Below are 18,290 nucleotides of genomic sequence, written 5' to 3'. Positions count from 1 at the left end.
CTATTGGGTGACATTAATAACCCAACTCTGTCTGTCAAAAGCAATGAAATAAACAGTGTTAATAATCCTATTAAACTACTCAAAACAGCAGAAGAGTGGCACTCTGAAACGATTCATCTTCATGTTAAAGAGGAAGGGACAATTTTAGATCTTGATATCAAAATTGGCTCAGAAACATACCTCGCAAAGTTTATTATAAAACCCGTGCATTAACATTAGCATAACCAAGTTAAGGTTAAGTTATGAATGATTGGAGCAGTTTTGCTGCTGTTTGTAACAATACCCGAATCTTGTGTATATATTATGGACAATGATATGCGAATAATTACTCACAATTCTGCATTAACTGACACACATTCTGCGATCACTGATTGTGTGAAGGTTCTACAACAGCAGCAGGCTAAACCCTCGATGATTCTCTGTTATTTTACTGAAAATCACGACGGTCATTTGATTGTGTCTACCTTATTAGAACAATTCCCAAATAGTAAAATTCACGGTTGCTCATCTTGTAAAGGTGTCATGACTGAAACGGGGTTTACCGCTAACAGTGCTATGGGGATATGGGTATTAGAAGATAATGATCAGGGTGCTTATGGTACTGCAATCTCATCAATGCAGCGGCACAACATTAAGCAGATAACGCAATCCACTCTACGGCAAGCCATTTCACACAGTGGCCGCGATGGAGAGACACCAAGTTTGATTGTACTGCATGCTACCCCAGGTTTTGAAGAGAGTATTATTGCATTTATTGAAAGTGAATTAGGTTCCGAAGTGCCATTGATTGGTGGCTCTGCTGCAGATACCAGTATGAAACAAAAATGGCAGATCATAACGGAACAAGGTGTATTAACAGACGGGTTATCTATCTCCGTCTTTTACCCTAACTGTCATGTATCGTATTCATTTCACTCAGGTTATTGTGCAACAAAACAGTCTGGCTACGTGACAAAAAGTGATGGTAGGACGGTCTTAGAGATTGATAATCAACCAGCGTCTGAGGTTTACCGCCAATGGGCCAATATTGATACCAATCGCTCTCAAAATATCATGGCACAATCAACCCTCTCACCAATAGGGCGAATTGCTACTCATAACTACGACTTTGCCTACTATAAGTTGGCTCACCCATTCAAGTTCGTACCAAAAGGGGGCATAGAACTATTTGCAACCATCGATGAAGGTGAGCACATTCACTTAATGAAGGGGACAACCGATCAGATCATCACCCGAGCAGGGCGAGTGATTGAATCTGCGATAGATACATTTGGTGATCAAATTACGCCAATCGGAGGACTAAATATCTACTGCGCCGGTTTAATGCTTCATGTAGAAGATAACATGGATAAAGTCTGCCACTATGTTAATGATGCAATGCATGCGGCGCCTTATATTTGTCCTTTTACTTTTGGCGAGCAGGGCAGCTTTATTAGTGGCGTAAATGCTCATGGTAACTTAATGATTTCTGCCGTGTTATTTCATCACTCATAGGATAAATTATGGATGATTTTCTAGAAGAGAAACTGCAAGAGACTTTGATTGAACTTCAACGAAGCAAAGACAGAGAGCGTYGTCTTAAAGATGAAAACCGCGCAATTTTAGAGTCACTGACTACCGTGTCGAATTCTAGAAATAAACAGGACATTTTTAATGGTTTACTCTCAACCCTGAAAAAATATATCACGTTTAATGAAGCGATCGTTCTATCAAATACAAACAGCCACGACAGTTTCAAAACACTTGTGGCTTCCAATAGTCAGTTTTTTAATGCCGTTTGGCAGCCTGCATCAACATTAAAAAGAGCAGTCCAGTCGAAAGGGATATTGCTTTTTGACCCACAGAAAAATGATGTTTTCCAGCAAATTTGTCACCAACTAAACCTACCAATCCACTCTGTATTAATGTCAGGTGTCACAGTAAATACCTATGATGTGGTCATTGTTCTTATCAATACCATGCCAGTGCAATTTACTCGTTCAGACAAAGAGTTGTTATACAAATATCTTCCATTGGTCGAGCGAATGATCATTGATATAGATTTTAAAGAGAGACTAAAAACATTAGTAAGCCTAAAAACCTCAGAACTCAATATTAGCAAAGAACGTTTTGAAGACTTTGCATCAACAGTGGGGGATTGGTTTTGGGAAATTGATATCAATTGCGATTTCACCTACCTTTCTAAAGCCAATAACAATGGATTACCTCAAGTATCAAATAATCTTCTTACTCTAATTAATCATGGCCTTACTACTGAAAAAATTCGCCTTGCCATTGAACAACAAAGTGAATTTAAAGAGTTAGATTGGTTATCTGTTACGGATCAAAAAACATGGTTTTCAATCAGCGGAAAACCTTTCTATGACAAAAAGAGGCGCTTAAAAGGGTATAGGGGAATTGCGAAAGATATCAGTATAAGAAAACAACGTGAAGTTGAATTACATAAAGCACACGAAGAAGCTGAAAACGCCAACAGCGCAAAAACTCAGTTCCTAGCCATGATGAGCCACGAGATAAAAACACCTCTCAATGTCATTCTAGGTACTGTCGATCTATTTAAAAATGAAGACATTGATGAAGGCCAACTCTCCTTACTAAGCCAATTAGACCAATCTACGCAACTGCTGCAGATCATTATTAATGACATTCTTGATCTATCCAAACTTGAAAGTGGTAACTTTTCATTACTGAATCAGAAAATGACAATAAGAGACACCGTCACTTTTGTGATGACGCATTTTGATGAACCTGCAGCCAGTAAAAACATTACGTTATCTGTAACCATTACCCCTGAAACCCCTGATTGCATATGGGGTGATCCCGCTAGATTCTCACAAATACTGTTTAATTTAATTGGTAATGCGGTTAAATTCACTCATCAGGGGCGGGTAGTGATCAGCATTTCTGCAGACATTCATTTTATTAAAGTCAGCGTATCAGATACCGGGATTGGTATCAGTAAAGACGCACTCAATGATATGTTTGATCCCTTCAACCAGGTTGACAGCAGCATTACAAGACGCTTTGGTGGTTCTGGACTTGGACTAGCAATAAGCAAACGGCTCATTGAGATGATGTCAGGCAGCATCACTGTGGAAAGTGAACTAGGTAAAGGAAGTGAGTTTATTGTTAAACTCCCTTTGAGGCCTATCATCGAGACCGTTGAACAAGAGAGTGATGCCAAAACAGTAGCAAATGCCGTCATTCCATTACACATCCTAGTAGCAGAAGACAGTAAGCCCAATCAAATGATTGTAAAACTGATGTTAGAGAAACTAGGCCATCAGGTCACAGTGGTCAGTAATGGACAGCAGGCATTAGATCTATTAACCATTGAACAAGCCAAGTTCGATCTCATTTTCATGGACGTATCAATGCCTGTCCTCGATGGACTAGCTGCAACCAAAGCTATTCGAACAGCGGGTATAAGAATACCCATCGTCGCACTAACCGCACATGCCATTTCTACCAATAGAAGTTCAATCATAGATTCTGGTATGGATGGCATTCTAGCGAAACCTATAAGAGCTCAGCAGTTAGAGCAATCATTGATTCAATATCAGCAAACAAAGAGAGAGCAATAAGAAGACACGAATAATGTTAAGAGAAGAGGTTCTTCTAGCTTCATATAAACCCAATTTAACATAATATATATAATACGCACTTACATGTAGAGCAAAGTTGAAATGTCCTAGGATGGATTACCAGGAACAAATTAGATGAGATGTTAAGGCGTTCGTCCCTGGTTAAATTGTTCGGCACTCTTTATCGCTTCGCCTCCTCAGTTTTCGTCGTTGGCGCTCATCATCGTTTGAACAAATAATAAGATGCCTTGCATGGATTCAATTTCATTTTGGAGATGATCCATTAAGGTTCTACGGATCTCATTTGTACATGATTCAGTGTTTAAAAAAATGGAGATATTCGAAATGATATCAAGCTTTTGTTCCACATCATTTAGCGTGTATTCATGAGTCGTCATAATCAACTCCAGACCAATTTGTTATGATAAAGCCCGTAACTGTGTCATCAGTTACGGGCTTTGCTGTTTAGTTTGAAGGTAAACCTTCTATAATTTCATATTCAGCACCGTCAATAAAACCCTCAATAGCTGACTTAATGTCCCATTCATACTTGCACATGTAAAACTGCTGTAACGAAGGGAAATAAAGCTCGATCGATTCTGATGAATGTCGCTCGATATAAACTTTAATCATAATTAAGCCTCCATTGGGATAATGATTTTTCCGTACTTTTTCATCTCAACCGTATTGTAGTTATTAACGATATAAGATGAACTATGAAAGGTATAAAACCCCGCTTCGTGTGGTGGCTGCCCTTCTTCAAGTTGAACCTTTGTTAGCGTTGGAAATCGACCTTCCAAATGGACATAGGCGTCTTGTTCATAAATGGTGCGTGGTGGTTTTCCATCTTTACCCGGCATGGTGCGAGCAGTCGATCTAACGTCTTCTTTGAAAACTTCAATTTTTAACATGGTAGTTTGTCCTATGCGTATGCTTTAAAAGGTAAAATGTTGGTTTCTGCTACAACTGGTATTTTGTACCAAGATGGTATTTCGAGTGGTTTTACTTCAATAACCTCAGAACGTTTGAGTGTCGGACACATACGACTCACATCAAATTGTTGGCCAATATCAATACCGATTAATTTGAGCCGAGCTTTATGTTCGTAGAATTGAGCTTGTTTTAATACTTTTCTTAAGTCTGTTCCGTGTTGCCACATAGCAAAATAACTCATAGTCGTATTGGCTTTACGCAATGTATCAACAGAACCAGATGCAAGTAATTGGTGGGCAATCGATTGGTGTTCATCATGTGATATTTGTATAGTTTTCATAGCGTTCTCAATGTCTTGTAGGTGATGGTAAAAGTCTTTTTCGGTTACGTAACCATAGAACTGTAAATTATGTCGTTTCAGTAAAGATTGCCTTAGACTATGCTCTTCTCGCACAACACCGAATGACTCGCAATATTCAATTAATTTAGTAACATAGAGTAAAGCCTCTGGTGCAACTCCATGTTTTTTTCTTTGTGCTTTTAATAAGTGACGCTGTAGCTCAACTGCTTTTCCATAAAGCTTGTTCATAACCCAAGTCGAACCTTCTCCCCAATTGCACGTATTACCATTTGGATGGAGTTTCGGCTTACGGCCACGACCAATTTGCATAGAAGACAAACCTCGAATGAAGGAAAGCTCATTCCCCTTGCCTACCGAATGATTACAAGTCCAATCAATGAGTGTTATTTCAGCCCCATTGCCAATTAAAGATGATGATTTTTTATCTGGAGTTTGGCGGTGTGAAAATCGAGTGTTTTTAGTAAATGGGGGTAAGTTAAAAGATGATAAAACGTGGTTATAAACCGCGACACATTCATCGATTGTTTTAAGGCCAAAAAGATTATCTACACGTTGCCACCGAGATGGGTTTCCCTCTACTCGAACACGAGTTCCATCACACCTAATAGTAAGCTTTGTACTAAAAGATCCTTCAAGAACCTTCTGATTTACAGAGCGCGGTAACTTTTCGCCAGTCTCTAAATCAACCCTTTCAATCACATGACGCCCCACGAGAGGCAAGTTTCCCTCATGGTGATCTTGTTGCATGAAAAGTTGGTCAATAAAGAACAAATCAAAACCCTGTCAAGTACGTTTTTTTATAACATACATGATACTAATACGTATATCAATGAATAGGTACGAAATAGTGGTGCTATACTTACCACAAAGCGTACTAAATGAGGTTTTTTGATGTTGAATGATGTAATTAAATCAGCGCGACTAGAGTGTGGATACACACAAGAGGAGATCGCTAAGCTGGTAAAAGTAGCAAAGCAAACCTATCTAAAATGGGAAAATGGGGAAACCGAGCCAAAGGCTACTCAAATAAAACTGTTAGCCGAACACCTCAAGATAACTCCAAATGAAATATGTTCAGGCGCAAGAAACAAAAGAATGGAATTAGAAGATTTCATCATACAAATGGCTATGTCAAAAATGCCAAATGAGCTCATAACCATGTACACATGGAGAATGATCCCTGACCATCTAAGGTTTTTCGAGAACATGAAAAATTTAAATGAAAATGAATACTACGACAGCATCGTAGAAGTCAAAGAAATCGAAGGTATATTAAAATAAGATTCCGGAATTCCGGAGTTAGTTGGGGTGTCACAGGAACCCCAACTCATTTTGTCGAAAATCTTCGTGAAACCCTCCCCCCACAGGCTGCGCCTGTAGAGGGACGGCCACACTCAAAAATTAGACGTTTGCGTAGTGATTTTGGGTACACAACATCAAATTACTGAGCTACAACTTTCATTTATACAAGAATAGAGCTTATTCCGTAGAATGTTCTAATGAATCTCTAATTGACTGCGCAATATCTAAAACTCGCTCATTTTCAGTAAAGCCATGCACATTGCCACTTAAGGTATGTTTCATAAGTTCCAAAGCGGCACAAGTCACTTTCCACTGCCTTTCTTGTTCAGTAACACCATAGTAATTATTTAAAATTTGTGTAAAGTTCGATTCTTTTGTTTCATATGACATGGATTATTCCTTAAATGTGTGAGATGTCATATACATAGATTGGGCTAAGGCATAAAAAAACAAGCCCATAGAGCTTAAAAAACAGTCTGGCAGGATGTAGGGTTTCAGTAGGAAATTGCAGTTCTGCAAAAGACTGTTTTCGCAATTTAAGGCTGGTCTGTAATTTGGCGTTCGGTGGGTTGCTTGTATGGCTATGCCATGAGTTCGCATTATACGAGTTATGTGACGGGCTGGCCTTGTAAAACGATTCTCGCTATCCAATAACCCAAAGCAAGCTTTGGGATTAGATTGTCCCTCGCCCACGTTTAACAGCGTTCAGGCTTGCAGCAAACCACTAAACATAACTCAACGTACATAATACGTACCTTGTATGTAAGCCCAATTTAGTAATGTCCGAATTATGCCTTTAGCTAGCGTTCATTTAAAACATGTAGCATTGATTTTATTTACATAGTAAACCTAGCTATCTTTAACCTTTACCATCAACCTTTGGAGAACAGTGTTATTAATACTCATATATAAGTTATAGTGCATTTGATTATGTAGGTATAAGGGAGGTACGCGCTATTAGTTAGCGTTATTTTCGTTTGGCTTTACGCTTTGACACGCTTGCTTTCACTTCGTGTGGGTACACATTGCGGATACGCTGTTGAATCTTATTGGGGATCGACTTACTGAATACGAGCTTAGTTGAACTTCGAGTGACGTACACTTTAATCATACCTGTTAACGTGCTCTTTTTAGCGATTTCACAACAGTCATGTTTAAATTGAGAAGTGATTTTTCCTTTGTGTGCTTTCAATTCACCTTCTTTAAATTCAATCTTTGCAATTGGTCTGTCATAGATAACTAACCAAAAGATTAATGCTGCTGCAATTAATAATACATATACCATTGAGATCCCCTACTTTATTTATTCAAATCCGCGGTTAATAAGCTCTCTAAGTCTTTCTTTAAAGTGTTCACTTTTTTACTGGATCTCTCAGTGCGTGACGCTTCACTTAACAAATATTCAATTGTATCTGATAAGGTTGAGTCTAACTCTTTAGCGCGTACTGATAGTTTTTGCCATACCGCAAAATCAAGATCGATAGATTTCTTTTTCGTGTGCTCTTGTTCTGCGTCAAAATGTCTTTTACGCTTCGCTCTGATGGCTTGTTTTAATTTATTTTCCAAATCTGGTGAGATGTGCTCTTCAATCCACTCAAGAACCGCTGTCGGTTCATGTTCCATCTCAATGAGCTGTTCTAGTGCAAGTCGCTGTTCACTGGTGTCAATATACCGGGTTACTGATATACCGGTACGAGACTTTGAGATTAAGTACGTCCATTTCCATCCCGCTTCAAGGTTCTCTAATTGTTGGTATTTCATAATCCCTTCTTCTATACACTCATTGAAAAACACATCCGGGTGACAATGTAACTCCGAATGAGATATTTCTCAACTGCATCTTCATTATTTGATTGGTATTGATAATTTAGCAAAACACTGATTTTTTTGAGCTATAAGCACAATTTTATGTCTGAGTTACTATGTTGTCTCTAGCGATTCCGATATACTGCTGAGCCTTTTAATGATTAATGTAGCGCGGTACGATGCATCAACAAAATCAGATACTTTTGCTTCCTCAATATGATAACTTCAACACCATATTCGAGCAATTTGACCAGATAGAAAACAACAATTTAAGTAAACTTCAACCAAGATTGATTGATGCTATAAAACGTTTCTGTCTACTCAAATCACAAGTAAAGATTCTACAGGTAAATGCTCCTGATAATTTTGTGTACCGTCAAATAATTAAAGATTGGATTAGTGATTTTACCGCATCTCCTGTAATTCAAATCGAAACTTTATCTGAACGTGAGCTATTTGGTTGTGTGCACCAATCAGATGATGGTGGTGCCATTATTCAGCCAGGGGCGATTCATCATGCTGATGGTGGGTATTTAATCCTTAGTGTCACCACCCTATTAGCTAACCCTACAATTTGGTTTCGTTTGAAGACCGCTCTACTTAGCGGTGAAGTAAACTGGCAACCAAGTGACCCAAAACGAAGCTGTAATTTACCTGCAGCGGCTAACATTGATATTAATTTGGTGCTGGTTGGTGACCGTTCTCTATTAGGCGATCTAGACCAATTAGAGCCTGATCTTCGTACTGGAATGTCTCTGTTTAGTGAGTTCGAATTAGAAACCGAACTGACTGAGCATAGTTTGCCATTCTATATTGGCTATATTAAACAACTACTCAACAATAATGGCTTACCTGCATTGCACGATGCTGATGCACTTAAACAATTATTGATAGCCAGTGCTCGTGAGTACGAAGATCAATCCAGAATTTCTTTATGCCCGATTTGGAATAGAACACTATTGGCGGAATCTGCCATTGATCCTGACACCCAACAGATCAACGCGCAAATGATAAAAGGGGCAAGCCTCGCTAAACTGTATCGAGAAAACTACTTACCTGAACGCGCACTTGGCGATATCTATAATGGCCAAGTTCTTATTGAAACTCAGGGTGAGAGAGTTGGTCAAATTAATGCACTAACAGTATTAGAAGTACCCGGGCACCCTCGTGGTTATGGCGAACCTGCTCGTCTCTCTTGTGTAATTCACTTTGGAGATGGCGAAATCTCTGATGTGGAAAGAAAATCTGAATTGGGTGGAAATATTCACGCCAAGGGTATGATGATCATGCAGGCTTTTGTTACTAACGCTTTGCAACTTCATGAAGCTTTACCCTACTCTGCATCAATGGTGTTTGAACAGTCCTACTGTGAAGTGGATGGCGACAGTGCCTCGCTTGCCGAGTTATGCTGCTTAATCAGTGCCCTGGCTGAAAAACCCATTGACCAACAAATCGCCATCACTGGAGCAGTTGATCAATTTGGACAAGTTCAAGCAATAGGTGGGGTCAATGAGAAGATTGAAGGTTTCTTTAATGTCTGTTCTCATCAAGGTCTAACGGGGAAGCAAGGGGTGATTATCCCTACTGCTAACCTCTCCCATCTGGTGCTCAATGATGATGTCATTACAGCCGTTAATGATGGTAAATTCCATATTTGGCCAGTTGATGATGCATCAATGGCATTAGAGAAGCTCACCGCTTTACCACTAAAAAGTGAAGAGGAAGAATCGCTACTCAATTTAATCAATCAGCGAATTCATGACTATGAGCATCCTGACCACTGTTCTTTCAGTTGGTTGCGAAGAGTAAAAAACTGGTTTGTCCAGCACTAGTACACTTGCTTAGCTTACACCTGTTAGCTAGAATAGCGTCATCAAATATCAGGAGCAGTTTTAATGTCAGATAAACCAAATTCTTATACACGTGAAGATTTACTTTCAGCCAGCCAAGGCGATGTATTCGGAGCAGATGGCCCTCTTCTTCCTGCACCAAACATGTTAATGATGGACCGCATTGTTAGCATCACTGATGATGGTGGCGAATTTGAAAAAGGTCAAATCATTGCAGAGCTAGATATTACGCCTGATTTATGGTTTTTTGATTGTCACTTCCCTGGTGACCCAGTGATGCCTGGTTGTTTAGGGCTTGATGCCATGTGGCAGTTGGTTGGATTCTACTTAGGCTGGATTGGTGGCAAAGGTAAAGGTCGTGCACTCGGAGTGGGTGAAGTCAAATTTACTGGCCAAGTATTACCAACGGCGAAGAAAGTGACTTATGAAATTGAGCTTAAGCGTGTCGTTAACCGTAAGCTAGTTATGGGTCTTGCAAATGGCCGTGTATTAGTCGACGGAAAAGTTATTTACGTTGCAAAAGATCTTAAGGTCGGTCTATTTACCGATACGTCTAAGTTCTAGTTCACTGTTTCGCAACTAGAAAGCAACTATTAATCGAAAATAAAACCAATCTCCATGATTGGTTTTATTTTGGCCTTAAAGAGTAAGTTATAGTGCATTTGATGAGCTATTAAAAGCCCCTACTTTCAAGGGGCTTACCATATATGTGTTATTGGCTATTTATACAAACCGGATTGTTTTTCATCTCGAGCATCTCGCCAACCACCTAACCAATACGATCGGGTGTCAGTCATTTGATATGGGCAGGCCTCTGATGAGCGGCCATTTATTCCCGCCTGATAACCCTTAGATTGTGCTCTTTCCAAACGATCGCGTTTTTGTCTCTTCATAGTGTTCAGTCCTCATATACGAAGAAGGTATCCCTTCACAATTTACTACTGTTGCTACGTCACGAAGTTTTGCCAATACACCTTTTTTTACTCCAGTTGAATAACATACTTTTTGTAGTGACTCTTAACTTCACTTTAAGAATCGTCCAATTTTTTCAGATATTCAAGCAAAAAAAATCCCTTAAACACGAAATGTGATCAAGGGACTAAAATTGAGACTTTACTAAAACCTAATGGAACTTTCGGCGAAACCCTAAGAAAGCTAATAAACCTAAGCCAAACAAACCGATACCCGCACCTTGGCGCTCTACCGTTCTATTTACGTAACCACGAGCAGAAATATCACTGCTATCTGCACCATTAACAGGAACCAATTTGACCGCCACTAGCTGTTCATCCGTATTGGCGCCACCACAATAGGCATCATGAGCAGTCGAGTCATAACCAACAGAGCAATAAAATGCGGTGCCAGAAATTACACCGGCATCGTTAATATCAGTGGCATCATAGATTCTGAACTGATTGTTGGTTGAAGTACTTGAGCCATCATTAGTCAGATCGTCTAATAACCACGCTTTGTTACTAAAAATTGCACGCCTAGCTGGTACATCTCCAGTTGCAAACGTGTATGGATTGATAAAACCGCGTTTGCGACGCTCCTTGCCATCAAATTCACGGTGATTCTCAACATCCACTTGGCCAACGATTTCATTAAAGTTATTCACCGCCCCCATTTTTCCACCGGCGCTGCTAAAGAAAATCCCACCGGTTAAGAAAGTGGCAGTCACCGTAGGATCGTCGGCTTTTGCAACAAATAACCGATTATTAGCAGTACCATTGCTTGGGAAATCGCCTGAACGTTTCGCCGTTCCAATAACCATCAAGTTATCATTGATGTCGGTTGCTACTGAGTTGGAGTGAATATAATCACTGCCACCATCAACTCGGGCACCACTGATAGGTTTTGAAGTCCAAGTTGAAGGTAAAGCAGTTATCGTTAAATCTGTACTTACAAAAACTGTCGCATCCATAAGGAGATTATCGCCATCTCTATAAGTATTGAAACCAGCAACGTAATATTTACTTCCATCGTCTGTTATTGCTCTAGCGCTTCCTTGAGCAGAGCGTTCGTTGATATTCGCACTGACACTTGCTCCCCATGGTAATACTACAGCTAAACTCTGATCGCCAGCCTGCCATACAGCCGCTTTCGAAGCAAACTGCGAGTTTTGACATTGCAAGGTAGTGGAAGCAGATGTACAACCAGTATAATCATGCGCAAGAGCAACGGACGCACTGCCTACGATTAGCGTATCATTTGTTCCCCACGCTCTAGTTTGTCCACGAGTGTCAACGCCTCCGTCTGTTGCCAATGCAGTCGTATTTATAAACGCTCTATTTCGAGTCTCTTTAACCCCGGAGCCAGCATTGACTAAACTGGTATTACCAATGACTTGTCCAGTCGTAGTAATTGCATTCACCACACTGTTTAAAGAGTCAGTGACAATGCCCGCTTGAGCCGTTTCTAAAAAACTGGCTGCATTGGTTGAAAAGTTAAGGGAGTACTCATTAGACCAATCTGTCCATCGATCTGTCGCCCAATAGTTACAAGTTGAATACCCCAGTTGATCAGTACAATAATCTTCAATGTTATCGCGATCACTATCACCATCCACATAGGTAAAGCCATTATTAACAGCGAAAGGGACCTCTTCGCGATATGAGTTACCTTCAATGATATTTCGACTGTCACCCGCTAATTGATACGATGAACTCGTGCATGCATTAGTGAAACAACTCGCAGCAACTCCAGATGGTTGAATGGCACTTCCGTACTGTTCGACTCCAGATGGGCCTGTGACTTTGAATACTTGATACAACGCTGCACTCGTAGGTGCTGAACTAAGCACTAACAGCGCAAGCGCTGAAAGGCGAAAACTTTTACAACTCATTACATATCCTATTTACATTGCGTCCAATTCTTCCCAACGCTCAAAAGCCACTTCAAGTTCAGATTCAGCGGCAGTTAATCGCGCCAAAGTTGATTCAGTGGTTTTGGAGTCTTGTTGGAAGAAAGCGGGGTCATTGACCTTCATTTGCAATTCAGCAATTTCATTCTCTAACTCTTCTAAACGTTCAGGCAGTGTTTCCAATTCACGTTGAAGTTTGTAAGAGAGTTTTTTAGGCTTCACAACTTCAACCGAGCTTGCCTGCTCTTCCATTTTATCTTGAGTTTTTGGTTTATGTTTCACTTGATTAGACTGACGGTGGCTCATTGCATTAGCGCGTTGTCTCTGCGCATCATGATAACCACCAACAAACTCTTCAATCTTACCGTTACCTTCAAATATCCAGCTACTGGTTACTGTGTTATCTACGAACTGACGATCATGACTCACCAATAATAACGTACCCTCATAGTTGGCAAGTAAATCCTCTAAAAGTTCCAATGTTTCGATATCTAAATCGTTGGTTGGTTCATCCAGAATCAATAAATTGTTAGTTCGAAGGAACAATTTAGCGAGTAGAAGGCGGTTTTTCTCTCCACCAGAGAGCGCTTTCACCGGAGTTCTTGCACGTTGTGGTGGAAATAGGAAGTCTTGTAAATAACCTAAAGCGTGACGTGTACGACCACCGACGGTCACCTCTTGCTTACCATCAGCCAAGTTGTCTATCACTGTTTTTTCAGGATCCAGCTTCTCACGATACTGGTCAAAATAGGCCACTTCTAGCTTGGTACCGCAGTGTAGCGATCCTGAATCAGGTTGTAGTTTATCGAGCAGAAGTTTAATCAGCGTACTTTTGCCACAACCGTTCGCACCTATAAAGGCAATTCGGTCACCGCGCATAATATTGAAGCTAAAATCATCGGCAATGACAGTGTCACCGATCTTGTAACTCATATTCTTCGCTTCAAATATGATTTTTCCAGAACGATTACTGGTATCCACTTGCAGGTTAACTTTACCCACCACTTCACGACGATCTGAACGCTCTACACGCAGTTGCTTAAGGGCTCTAACTCGCCCTTCATTACGGGTTCTTCGAGCTTTAATGCCTTCACGTATCCACGCCTCTTCAATCGCGAGTTTACGGTCAAATTCAGCATTTTGATCCGCTTCAACTCTCAATGCTTCCTCTTTCTCGATCAGATAATTTTGGTAGTCACCAGGGTAAGAGGTAAGTTGCCCACGATCCAAATCAATAATACGAGTCGACATGGAAGTAATGAATGCACGGTCATGTGAGATGAATATGATCGAACCACGGAAGTCCTTCAGAAACTTCTCTAACCACTCTATCGTTGTTACATCGAGGTGGTTGGTCGGTTCATCCAGTAATAAGACATCAGGATCGCATACAAGAGCACGAGCAAGAGCCGCTTTACGCTGCCAGCCCCCTGATAGGTCTGTTAACAACGTGCTGCCATCAAGAGCAAGGGCTTCTAATACGTTTTGAATGTTAGTATCAAACTGCCAAGCATTAGCGTGCTCTAGCTTCTCTTGAACCGCAGAGAGCTTATTAATATTTGATTCACTTGGATCTTCAGCCATCAGATCCAGCAGGTGGTGATACTCTTTTAACAACTCGCCCGCTTCGGCTAACCCTTCAGAAACATAATCGAAAACAGTCCCTTCTTGATCTTTCGGCGGATCTTGTTCCAAACGAGAGACCTTTACGTCTGTCATTATCTGAAGCTTGCCGTCATCCATGATGATATCACCAGAGATCACTTTCATTAGCGTTGATTTACCCGCCCCATTACGACCAACTAAACAGACTCTTTCATTCGGTTGAAGAACAAAATCAGAGTGATCCAGTAGCGCATTGTTGCCAAAAGCAAGTTGACCATTATTGATGGTAATTAAAGCCATTATTTTCTAACCATGATTGTAATTGTGAAGCGTCAAAAGGCCAGTTCAACTGTTGTTCAGCTGAATCCCCATTAACGACAGCAAAAGAGAGTACGGGTATTTGAATGCCATAACGTTGAAACAGTACATCGTCAAAAGCAATATCAACTGTATCAATTTGAGAGGTTGGCACGCCTATGCGCAGTAATAACGCATAAGCTTGCTCACATAGGTGGCACCCACTGGTACTATAAAGAGTAATCACAACAATTAAGCATCTATTTTATGAGTAATAACCCAACAGTTATGAATGTGTTTGTTACGTGCGAAATCCAAAGGCAGCGTTTTACTTGAAATATTAACGGCCACAAGATTGAGTGCGTCGAGCTTGTCAAAATCCATTTTAAAGTTACGCTTATTATTGGAAAAAACGATTTCGCCGTTACCACGTAACATACGTTTCAAGTTTTCAAACAACATAATGTGATCACGTTGAACATCAAATGTCTGTTCCATACGCTTTGAATTTGAGAAGGTAGGTGGATCGATGAATATAAGATCGTATTGCTCATCAGCTTGTTGTAACCACTGTAGGCAATCTGCTTGTAAGAACTGGTGTTGATTGCCAACCATTCCATTAAGCGTCATGTTCTTCTGAGCCCACTCTAAGTAGGTACGAGACATATCTACTGTCAGTGTGCTTTTCGCGCCACCACAAGCAGCATGAACGCTAGCTGAACCGGTATAAGCAAACAGGTTTAAGAAATCTTTACCCGCTGCCATATTTCCTAGGTTTTTACGAGTAATACGGTGATCAAGGAACAGGCCTGTATCAAGGTAATCTTGTAAATTAACCAGCAGCGTTACATCGTATTCATTCACTTCGATATAGTGAGAGCCTTCACCAAGCTTTTGGTACTGGCTGTTGCCCTTCTGACGTTGACGTACTTTTAAAATGACATCATTGGTGTCTACCCCAGTCACTTGGACTGTTGCACGGACCATCTCCATGATACGGCGTCTTGCCGTCTCTTCAGCAATGGTTTTAGGCGCCGCATATTCTTGAATAACGATTTGATCTTTATAGAAATCGATCGCAGCGTTGTACTCTGGAAGATCCGCATCATAAACACGAAAACACTCAATGCCCTCTTTACGAGCCCACTTAGAGATCTTCGCAATATTCTTCTTTAAACGATTAGCGAAATCTGGTGCAACCGCTTTATCTGCCTCTGCACGCTCTTCAGCACTACGAGTGGATATTTGATAGTTCTTTTGAACACACGGCAAAGCACCATTATTGAGCTTATACTGCTTCTCAGCACGCATACGAAGACAGCTTAGTAGCTCGTCATCAGAAGAGTAGATAGAAGCCGTGCTACCACCAAACTCGCTCTTTAATTGGTTACCAAACTCGGTATGAAGGGCTATTAAGGCAGGATTAGAACTTAAACGCTCACCATAGGGTGGATTACAAATTACAACGCCAGTCTCAAAGCATTCTGGACGCACTAACTTTGCGGCATCCCCCACATCAAACTGGATCAGATCGTCGACACCTGCGCGTCGGGCATTGTCTTTAGCGATCTTGATTGATCGTGGATCATTATCAAAACCGAAGAACTTAGCGCTCACTTTCTTGCTGCCACGACGGCTTTTCACTGACGCCTGGGTACGAACTTCGTTCCACGCATCAACATCGAAGCCTTTTAAAGATTCAAAACACCAATATTGACGTTTTACTCCCGGTGCGATCTCAGCGGCGATCATAGCCGCTTCAATCAGTATGGTTCCTGAACCACACATAGGATCAAGAAGATCCTTGTCGATCCCCCATCCACTTCGCATTACTAACGCTGCAGCCAGTGTTTCACGTAAAGGAGCACGACCTGCTTCTGTTCTATAACCACGCTGATGAAGCCCACTGCCTACCATATCGAAACCAAGTAGCCCCTTCTCACCAGATAAACGCATATGAACACGCAGTCCAGGATTCTCTTTACTGATTGAAGGACGCTCTAAATTGGCCTTATTGAAACGATCAACAATCGCATCTTTTACTTTAAGTGCCCCATACTGGCTATTTCGAATCTCTTGGTTTGTACCATTGAAATCCACAACAAATGTTGTGTTGCTATCGAAGAAGTTGGGCCAGTTTACGGCTGAAGCACCCAAATAAAGATCCATGTCATCACGAACATGGAACTCAGAAAGAATCAGTACAAAACGTGACGCAATTCTGCTCCATAAACAGCAGCGATATAGCAGCTCATCTTCAGCGTGAAATTTTACGCCAGCTTGTACAACTTGTGGGTTAGATACACCCAGTTCTTCGAGTTCTGTCGCTAGAAGGTTTTCAAGTCCTCTAGAGGTAATTGCTAAATATTGATTCATGAAATTCTTAACATAGTTAAATTGCTCGGGATTATACCGTAAATGAACTGGAAAATCGCAATGATGTTATGAAAATCATCCAAAAAAAAACTCCATTAATAAGAGTATATAAAACATATGGTTAACTCATTATTCAGTGACGGCTCTCTAAGCATAGCGTTCACTGTTAGCTGGGCCCACTTTGATGTCATTTTAACATCGCCATTTTCACCCCATCTGGTATATACCAATGAAGATTGATTGATGTAATTAAATTACAAATAACTGATAAATAGGAAATAAATCTATCTTAGGCTTGGAAATAGATGGGGTTTAGGCATGTTTATCCTGCGATAAATAACCTCAATATGTCGCAGAACTCTCAAATTTAAGACGTAAATATGGCAAAGATTTGCCCCTATTTAGTGATAGGTGCACGAAGAAACTCTTAAAAAGAGAATTGACTAGCTTGATGAACAAAGAATTGAACAAAAAATTTACATCGTTTAAGGGGATTCGATAACGATAAGGGGGAGTCAGTTGCGCTCACTAATGGTGAGATATCCGTAAACACAGAGTTATAAAGTGAATCATTGGGCCATAGTGAGATGCTAAATAGTAGATTAGCCTACCAGTGCATAACTGTTATTTTCGTAGTTAATTTGCACCTGGGTCATTCTATCGTGCATCACTTTAATTGGCTGGCTAAAAGTAAGTTGCTTGGTTTCGTTTAATGCACAAGGCTCCAAATCTACCAACATACAGACACTTGCAGATTCGCAGCTCTCAATCACAATAAAGTGCCCCTCTCCTAGCGTATTCGCTAAAGAGATAATTTCGGCTTCTGCAGGAGCATAGCCTGTTGACTGGTAATCAAAGAACCAACTTTTCGGTAAAAGTGGCTTCAAAAAGCGCTTTGCGGCAACACAGTTAAGTGCAAGCTCTGCTCGTCGAGGTTCTGAAATTGGGAGGTGGTTGATTTGGTCAATAAACATATGGTAGTTGGCAGCATCGTCCACAGTAAACTCATTGGATTGTAGCGCGCAGTCAACTAAAGACTTCACCGGAAGATTCACTCGAAAGACCATCTCCATGCCTAGATCTAACATTAGTGCCTTAGATTCTGTGTCGTAATACCAGTTCCATGTATCACTTGGTTTAAGCATTGTAGGCTCTCTATTTGGCTCAGTTAAAGGAATAACTCAACCTATCCGATGAATGTAATGATAATTCTACTTTCTGATCGGAAAAAAAAAAGGGGAAATAAATCCCCTTTTTTGTTTTTGTACGTAACCAAATGATATATTTTTCAGCTAGTTATAACTAAATGTTAT

Annotated in this window: 18 protein-coding genes; 6 read left to right on the top strand and 12 right to left on the bottom strand. The window is 40.5% G+C overall.

Annotation, left to right across the window (positions count from 1 at the left end):
* From L4C32_RS17390 to L4C32_RS17380, 3 genes are all read left to right on the top strand, one after another.
* The coding region (locus tag L4C32_RS17390; protein WP_428198162.1) for a hypothetical protein at nt 1-213 on the top strand (213 nt) is incomplete at its 5' end.
* A gap of 102 nt (nt 214-315) precedes the next feature.
* Nucleotides 316-1,494, top strand: a complete 1,179-nt coding sequence (locus L4C32_RS17385) for an FIST signal transduction protein (protein WP_428198161.1) — start codon at nt 316-318, stop codon at nt 1,492-1,494.
* 8 nt (nt 1,495-1,502) lie between these two features.
* Complete coding sequence (locus L4C32_RS17380) at nt 1,503-3,584, top strand: ATP-binding protein (protein WP_428198160.1); 2,082 nt, start codon at nt 1,503-1,505, stop codon at nt 3,582-3,584.
* 197 nt (nt 3,585-3,781) lie between these two features.
* On the opposite strand, the gene L4C32_RS17375 is transcribed toward L4C32_RS17380, so the two are convergent.
* The 3 genes from L4C32_RS17375 to L4C32_RS17365 all read right to left on the bottom strand — a co-directional run bounded on the left by L4C32_RS17375 (nt 3,782) and on the right by L4C32_RS17365 (nt 5,649).
* Nucleotides 3,782-3,982, bottom strand: coding sequence for an RstC protein (locus L4C32_RS17375; protein ID WP_428198159.1), 201 nt, complete (start codon nt 3,980-3,982; stop codon nt 3,782-3,784).
* 237 nt (nt 3,983-4,219) lie between these two features.
* Nucleotides 4,220-4,495 (bottom strand): single-stranded DNA-binding protein, encoded by a 276-nt coding sequence (locus L4C32_RS17370; RefSeq protein ID WP_428198158.1) that lies wholly within the window; start codon nt 4,493-4,495, stop codon nt 4,220-4,222.
* 11 nt (nt 4,496-4,506) lie between these two features.
* Nucleotides 4,507-5,649, bottom strand: coding sequence for a phage/plasmid replication protein, II/X family (locus tag L4C32_RS17365; protein ID WP_428198157.1), 1,143 nt, complete (start codon nt 5,647-5,649; stop codon nt 4,507-4,509).
* A gap of 120 nt (nt 5,650-5,769) precedes the next feature.
* Here L4C32_RS17365 and L4C32_RS17360 point away from each other — a divergent pair, with 120 nt between their 5' ends.
* Nucleotides 5,770-6,159, top strand: a complete 390-nt coding sequence (locus L4C32_RS17360; RefSeq protein WP_428198156.1) for a helix-turn-helix transcriptional regulator — start codon at nt 5,770-5,772, stop codon at nt 6,157-6,159.
* A gap of 198 nt (nt 6,160-6,357) precedes the next feature.
* Here the strand turns inward: L4C32_RS17360 and L4C32_RS17355 are convergent, their stop codons facing one another.
* The 3 genes from L4C32_RS17355 to matP all read right to left on the bottom strand — a co-directional run bounded on the left by L4C32_RS17355 (nt 6,358) and on the right by matP (nt 7,941).
* Nucleotides 6,358-6,570 (bottom strand): hypothetical protein, encoded by a 213-nt coding sequence (locus tag L4C32_RS17355; RefSeq protein ID WP_428198155.1) that lies wholly within the window; start codon nt 6,568-6,570, stop codon nt 6,358-6,360.
* 577 nt (nt 6,571-7,147) lie between these two features.
* The gene (locus L4C32_RS17350; protein ID WP_428198154.1) at nt 7,148-7,465 is read right to left on the bottom strand and encodes a DUF3634 family protein; all 318 of its coding nucleotides are present in this window, start codon (nt 7,463-7,465) and stop codon (nt 7,148-7,150) included.
* A 14-nt stretch (nt 7,466-7,479) separates the two neighbouring features.
* Nucleotides 7,480-7,941, bottom strand: a complete 462-nt coding sequence (gene matP, locus L4C32_RS17345; RefSeq protein ID WP_428198153.1) for a macrodomain Ter protein MatP — start codon at nt 7,939-7,941, stop codon at nt 7,480-7,482.
* 224 nt (nt 7,942-8,165) lie between these two features.
* Here matP and L4C32_RS17340 point away from each other — a divergent pair, with 224 nt between their 5' ends.
* The gene (locus L4C32_RS17340) at nt 8,166-9,818 is read left to right on the top strand and encodes an AAA family ATPase (RefSeq protein ID WP_428198152.1); all 1,653 of its coding nucleotides are present in this window, start codon (nt 8,166-8,168) and stop codon (nt 9,816-9,818) included.
* Nucleotides 9,819-9,881: 63 nt separating this feature from the next.
* Nucleotides 9,882-10,400, top strand: a complete 519-nt coding sequence (gene fabA, locus L4C32_RS17335) for a bifunctional 3-hydroxydecanoyl-ACP dehydratase/trans-2-decenoyl-ACP isomerase (protein ID WP_428198151.1) — start codon at nt 9,882-9,884, stop codon at nt 10,398-10,400.
* Between the two features lie 155 nt (nt 10,401-10,555).
* Here the strand turns inward: fabA and rmf are convergent, their stop codons facing one another.
* The 6 genes from rmf to L4C32_RS17305 form a co-directional block, all read right to left on the bottom strand.
* A complete protein-coding gene (gene rmf / locus L4C32_RS17330) occupies nt 10,556-10,729 on the bottom strand; it encodes a ribosome modulation factor (RefSeq protein WP_428198150.1) in 174 nt (57 codons plus the stop codon).
* Between the two features lie 230 nt (nt 10,730-10,959).
* Nucleotides 10,960-12,681, bottom strand: coding sequence for a DUF3466 family protein (locus L4C32_RS17325; protein WP_428198149.1), 1,722 nt, complete (start codon nt 12,679-12,681; stop codon nt 10,960-10,962).
* 12 nt (nt 12,682-12,693) lie between these two features.
* On the bottom strand, nt 12,694-14,604 hold the full coding sequence (gene uup, locus L4C32_RS17320) for an ATP-binding cassette ATPase Uup (protein WP_428198148.1): 1,911 nt from the start codon (nt 14,602-14,604) through the stop codon (nt 12,694-12,696).
* A complete protein-coding gene (locus L4C32_RS17315) occupies nt 14,582-14,848 on the bottom strand; it encodes a glutaredoxin family protein (protein WP_428198147.1) in 267 nt (88 codons plus the stop codon). The genes uup and L4C32_RS17315 overlap by 23 nt, the downstream gene beginning before the upstream one ends.
* A gap of 5 nt (nt 14,849-14,853) precedes the next feature.
* On the bottom strand, nt 14,854-16,977 hold the full coding sequence (rlmKL, locus tag L4C32_RS17310) for a bifunctional 23S rRNA (guanine(2069)-N(7))-methyltransferase RlmK/23S rRNA (guanine(2445)-N(2))-methyltransferase RlmL (RefSeq protein ID WP_428198146.1): 2,124 nt from the start codon (nt 16,975-16,977) through the stop codon (nt 14,854-14,856).
* Between the two features lie 602 nt (nt 16,978-17,579).
* Nucleotides 17,580-18,122: a cell division protein ZapC gene (locus L4C32_RS17305; protein ID WP_428198145.1), complete on the bottom strand. Its 543-nt coding sequence runs from the start codon at nt 18,120-18,122 to the stop codon at nt 17,580-17,582.
* Nucleotides 18,123-18,290 lie beyond the last annotated feature (168 nt).

The sequence above is a fragment of the Aliivibrio kagoshimensis genome (genome assembly GCF_050337105.1).
GTDB classification, from domain to species: Bacteria; Pseudomonadota; Gammaproteobacteria; order Enterobacterales; family Vibrionaceae; genus Aliivibrio_A; species Aliivibrio_A kagoshimensis.
Note: the sequence above shows the minus strand (reverse complement) of the source record. Positions and strands in the feature narration are given on the sequence as shown.

What these genes read in the sequence shown, in the direction of transcription:
- rlmKL (WP_428198146.1), bottom strand. Translation starts at nt 16,977, where the DNA reads ATGAATCAATATTTAGCAATTACCTCTAGAGGACTTGAAAACCTTCTA.
- L4C32_RS17375 (WP_428198159.1), bottom strand. Translation starts at nt 3,982, where the DNA reads ATGACGACTCATGAATACACGCTAAATGATGTGGAACAAAAGCTTGAT.
- L4C32_RS17340 (WP_428198152.1), top strand. Translation starts at nt 8,166, where the DNA reads ATGCATCAACAAAATCAGATACTTTTGCTTCCTCAATATGATAACTTC.
- rmf (WP_428198150.1), bottom strand. Translation starts at nt 10,729, where the DNA reads ATGAAGAGACAAAAACGCGATCGTTTGGAAAGAGCACAATCTAAGGGT.
- L4C32_RS17350 (WP_428198154.1), bottom strand. Translation starts at nt 7,465, where the DNA reads ATGGTATATGTATTATTAATTGCAGCAGCATTAATCTTTTGGTTAGTT.
- uup (WP_428198148.1), bottom strand. Translation starts at nt 14,604, where the DNA reads ATGGCTTTAATTACCATCAATAATGGTCAACTTGCTTTTGGCAACAAT.
- L4C32_RS17360 (WP_428198156.1), top strand. Translation starts at nt 5,770, where the DNA reads ATGTTGAATGATGTAATTAAATCAGCGCGACTAGAGTGTGGATACACA.
- L4C32_RS17385 (WP_428198161.1), top strand. Translation starts at nt 316, where the DNA reads ATGCGAATAATTACTCACAATTCTGCATTAACTGACACACATTCTGCG.
- L4C32_RS17355 (WP_428198155.1), bottom strand. Translation starts at nt 6,570, where the DNA reads ATGTCATATGAAACAAAAGAATCGAACTTTACACAAATTTTAAATAAT.
- fabA (WP_428198151.1), top strand. Translation starts at nt 9,882, where the DNA reads ATGTCAGATAAACCAAATTCTTATACACGTGAAGATTTACTTTCAGCC.
- L4C32_RS17370 (WP_428198158.1), bottom strand. Translation starts at nt 4,495, where the DNA reads ATGTTAAAAATTGAAGTTTTCAAAGAAGACGTTAGATCGACTGCTCGC.
- L4C32_RS17305 (WP_428198145.1), bottom strand. Translation starts at nt 18,122, where the DNA reads ATGCTTAAACCAAGTGATACATGGAACTGGTATTACGACACAGAATCT.
- matP (WP_428198153.1), bottom strand. Translation starts at nt 7,941, where the DNA reads ATGAAATACCAACAATTAGAGAACCTTGAAGCGGGATGGAAATGGACG.
- L4C32_RS17325 (WP_428198149.1), bottom strand. Translation starts at nt 12,681, where the DNA reads ATGAGTTGTAAAAGTTTTCGCCTTTCAGCGCTTGCGCTGTTAGTGCTT.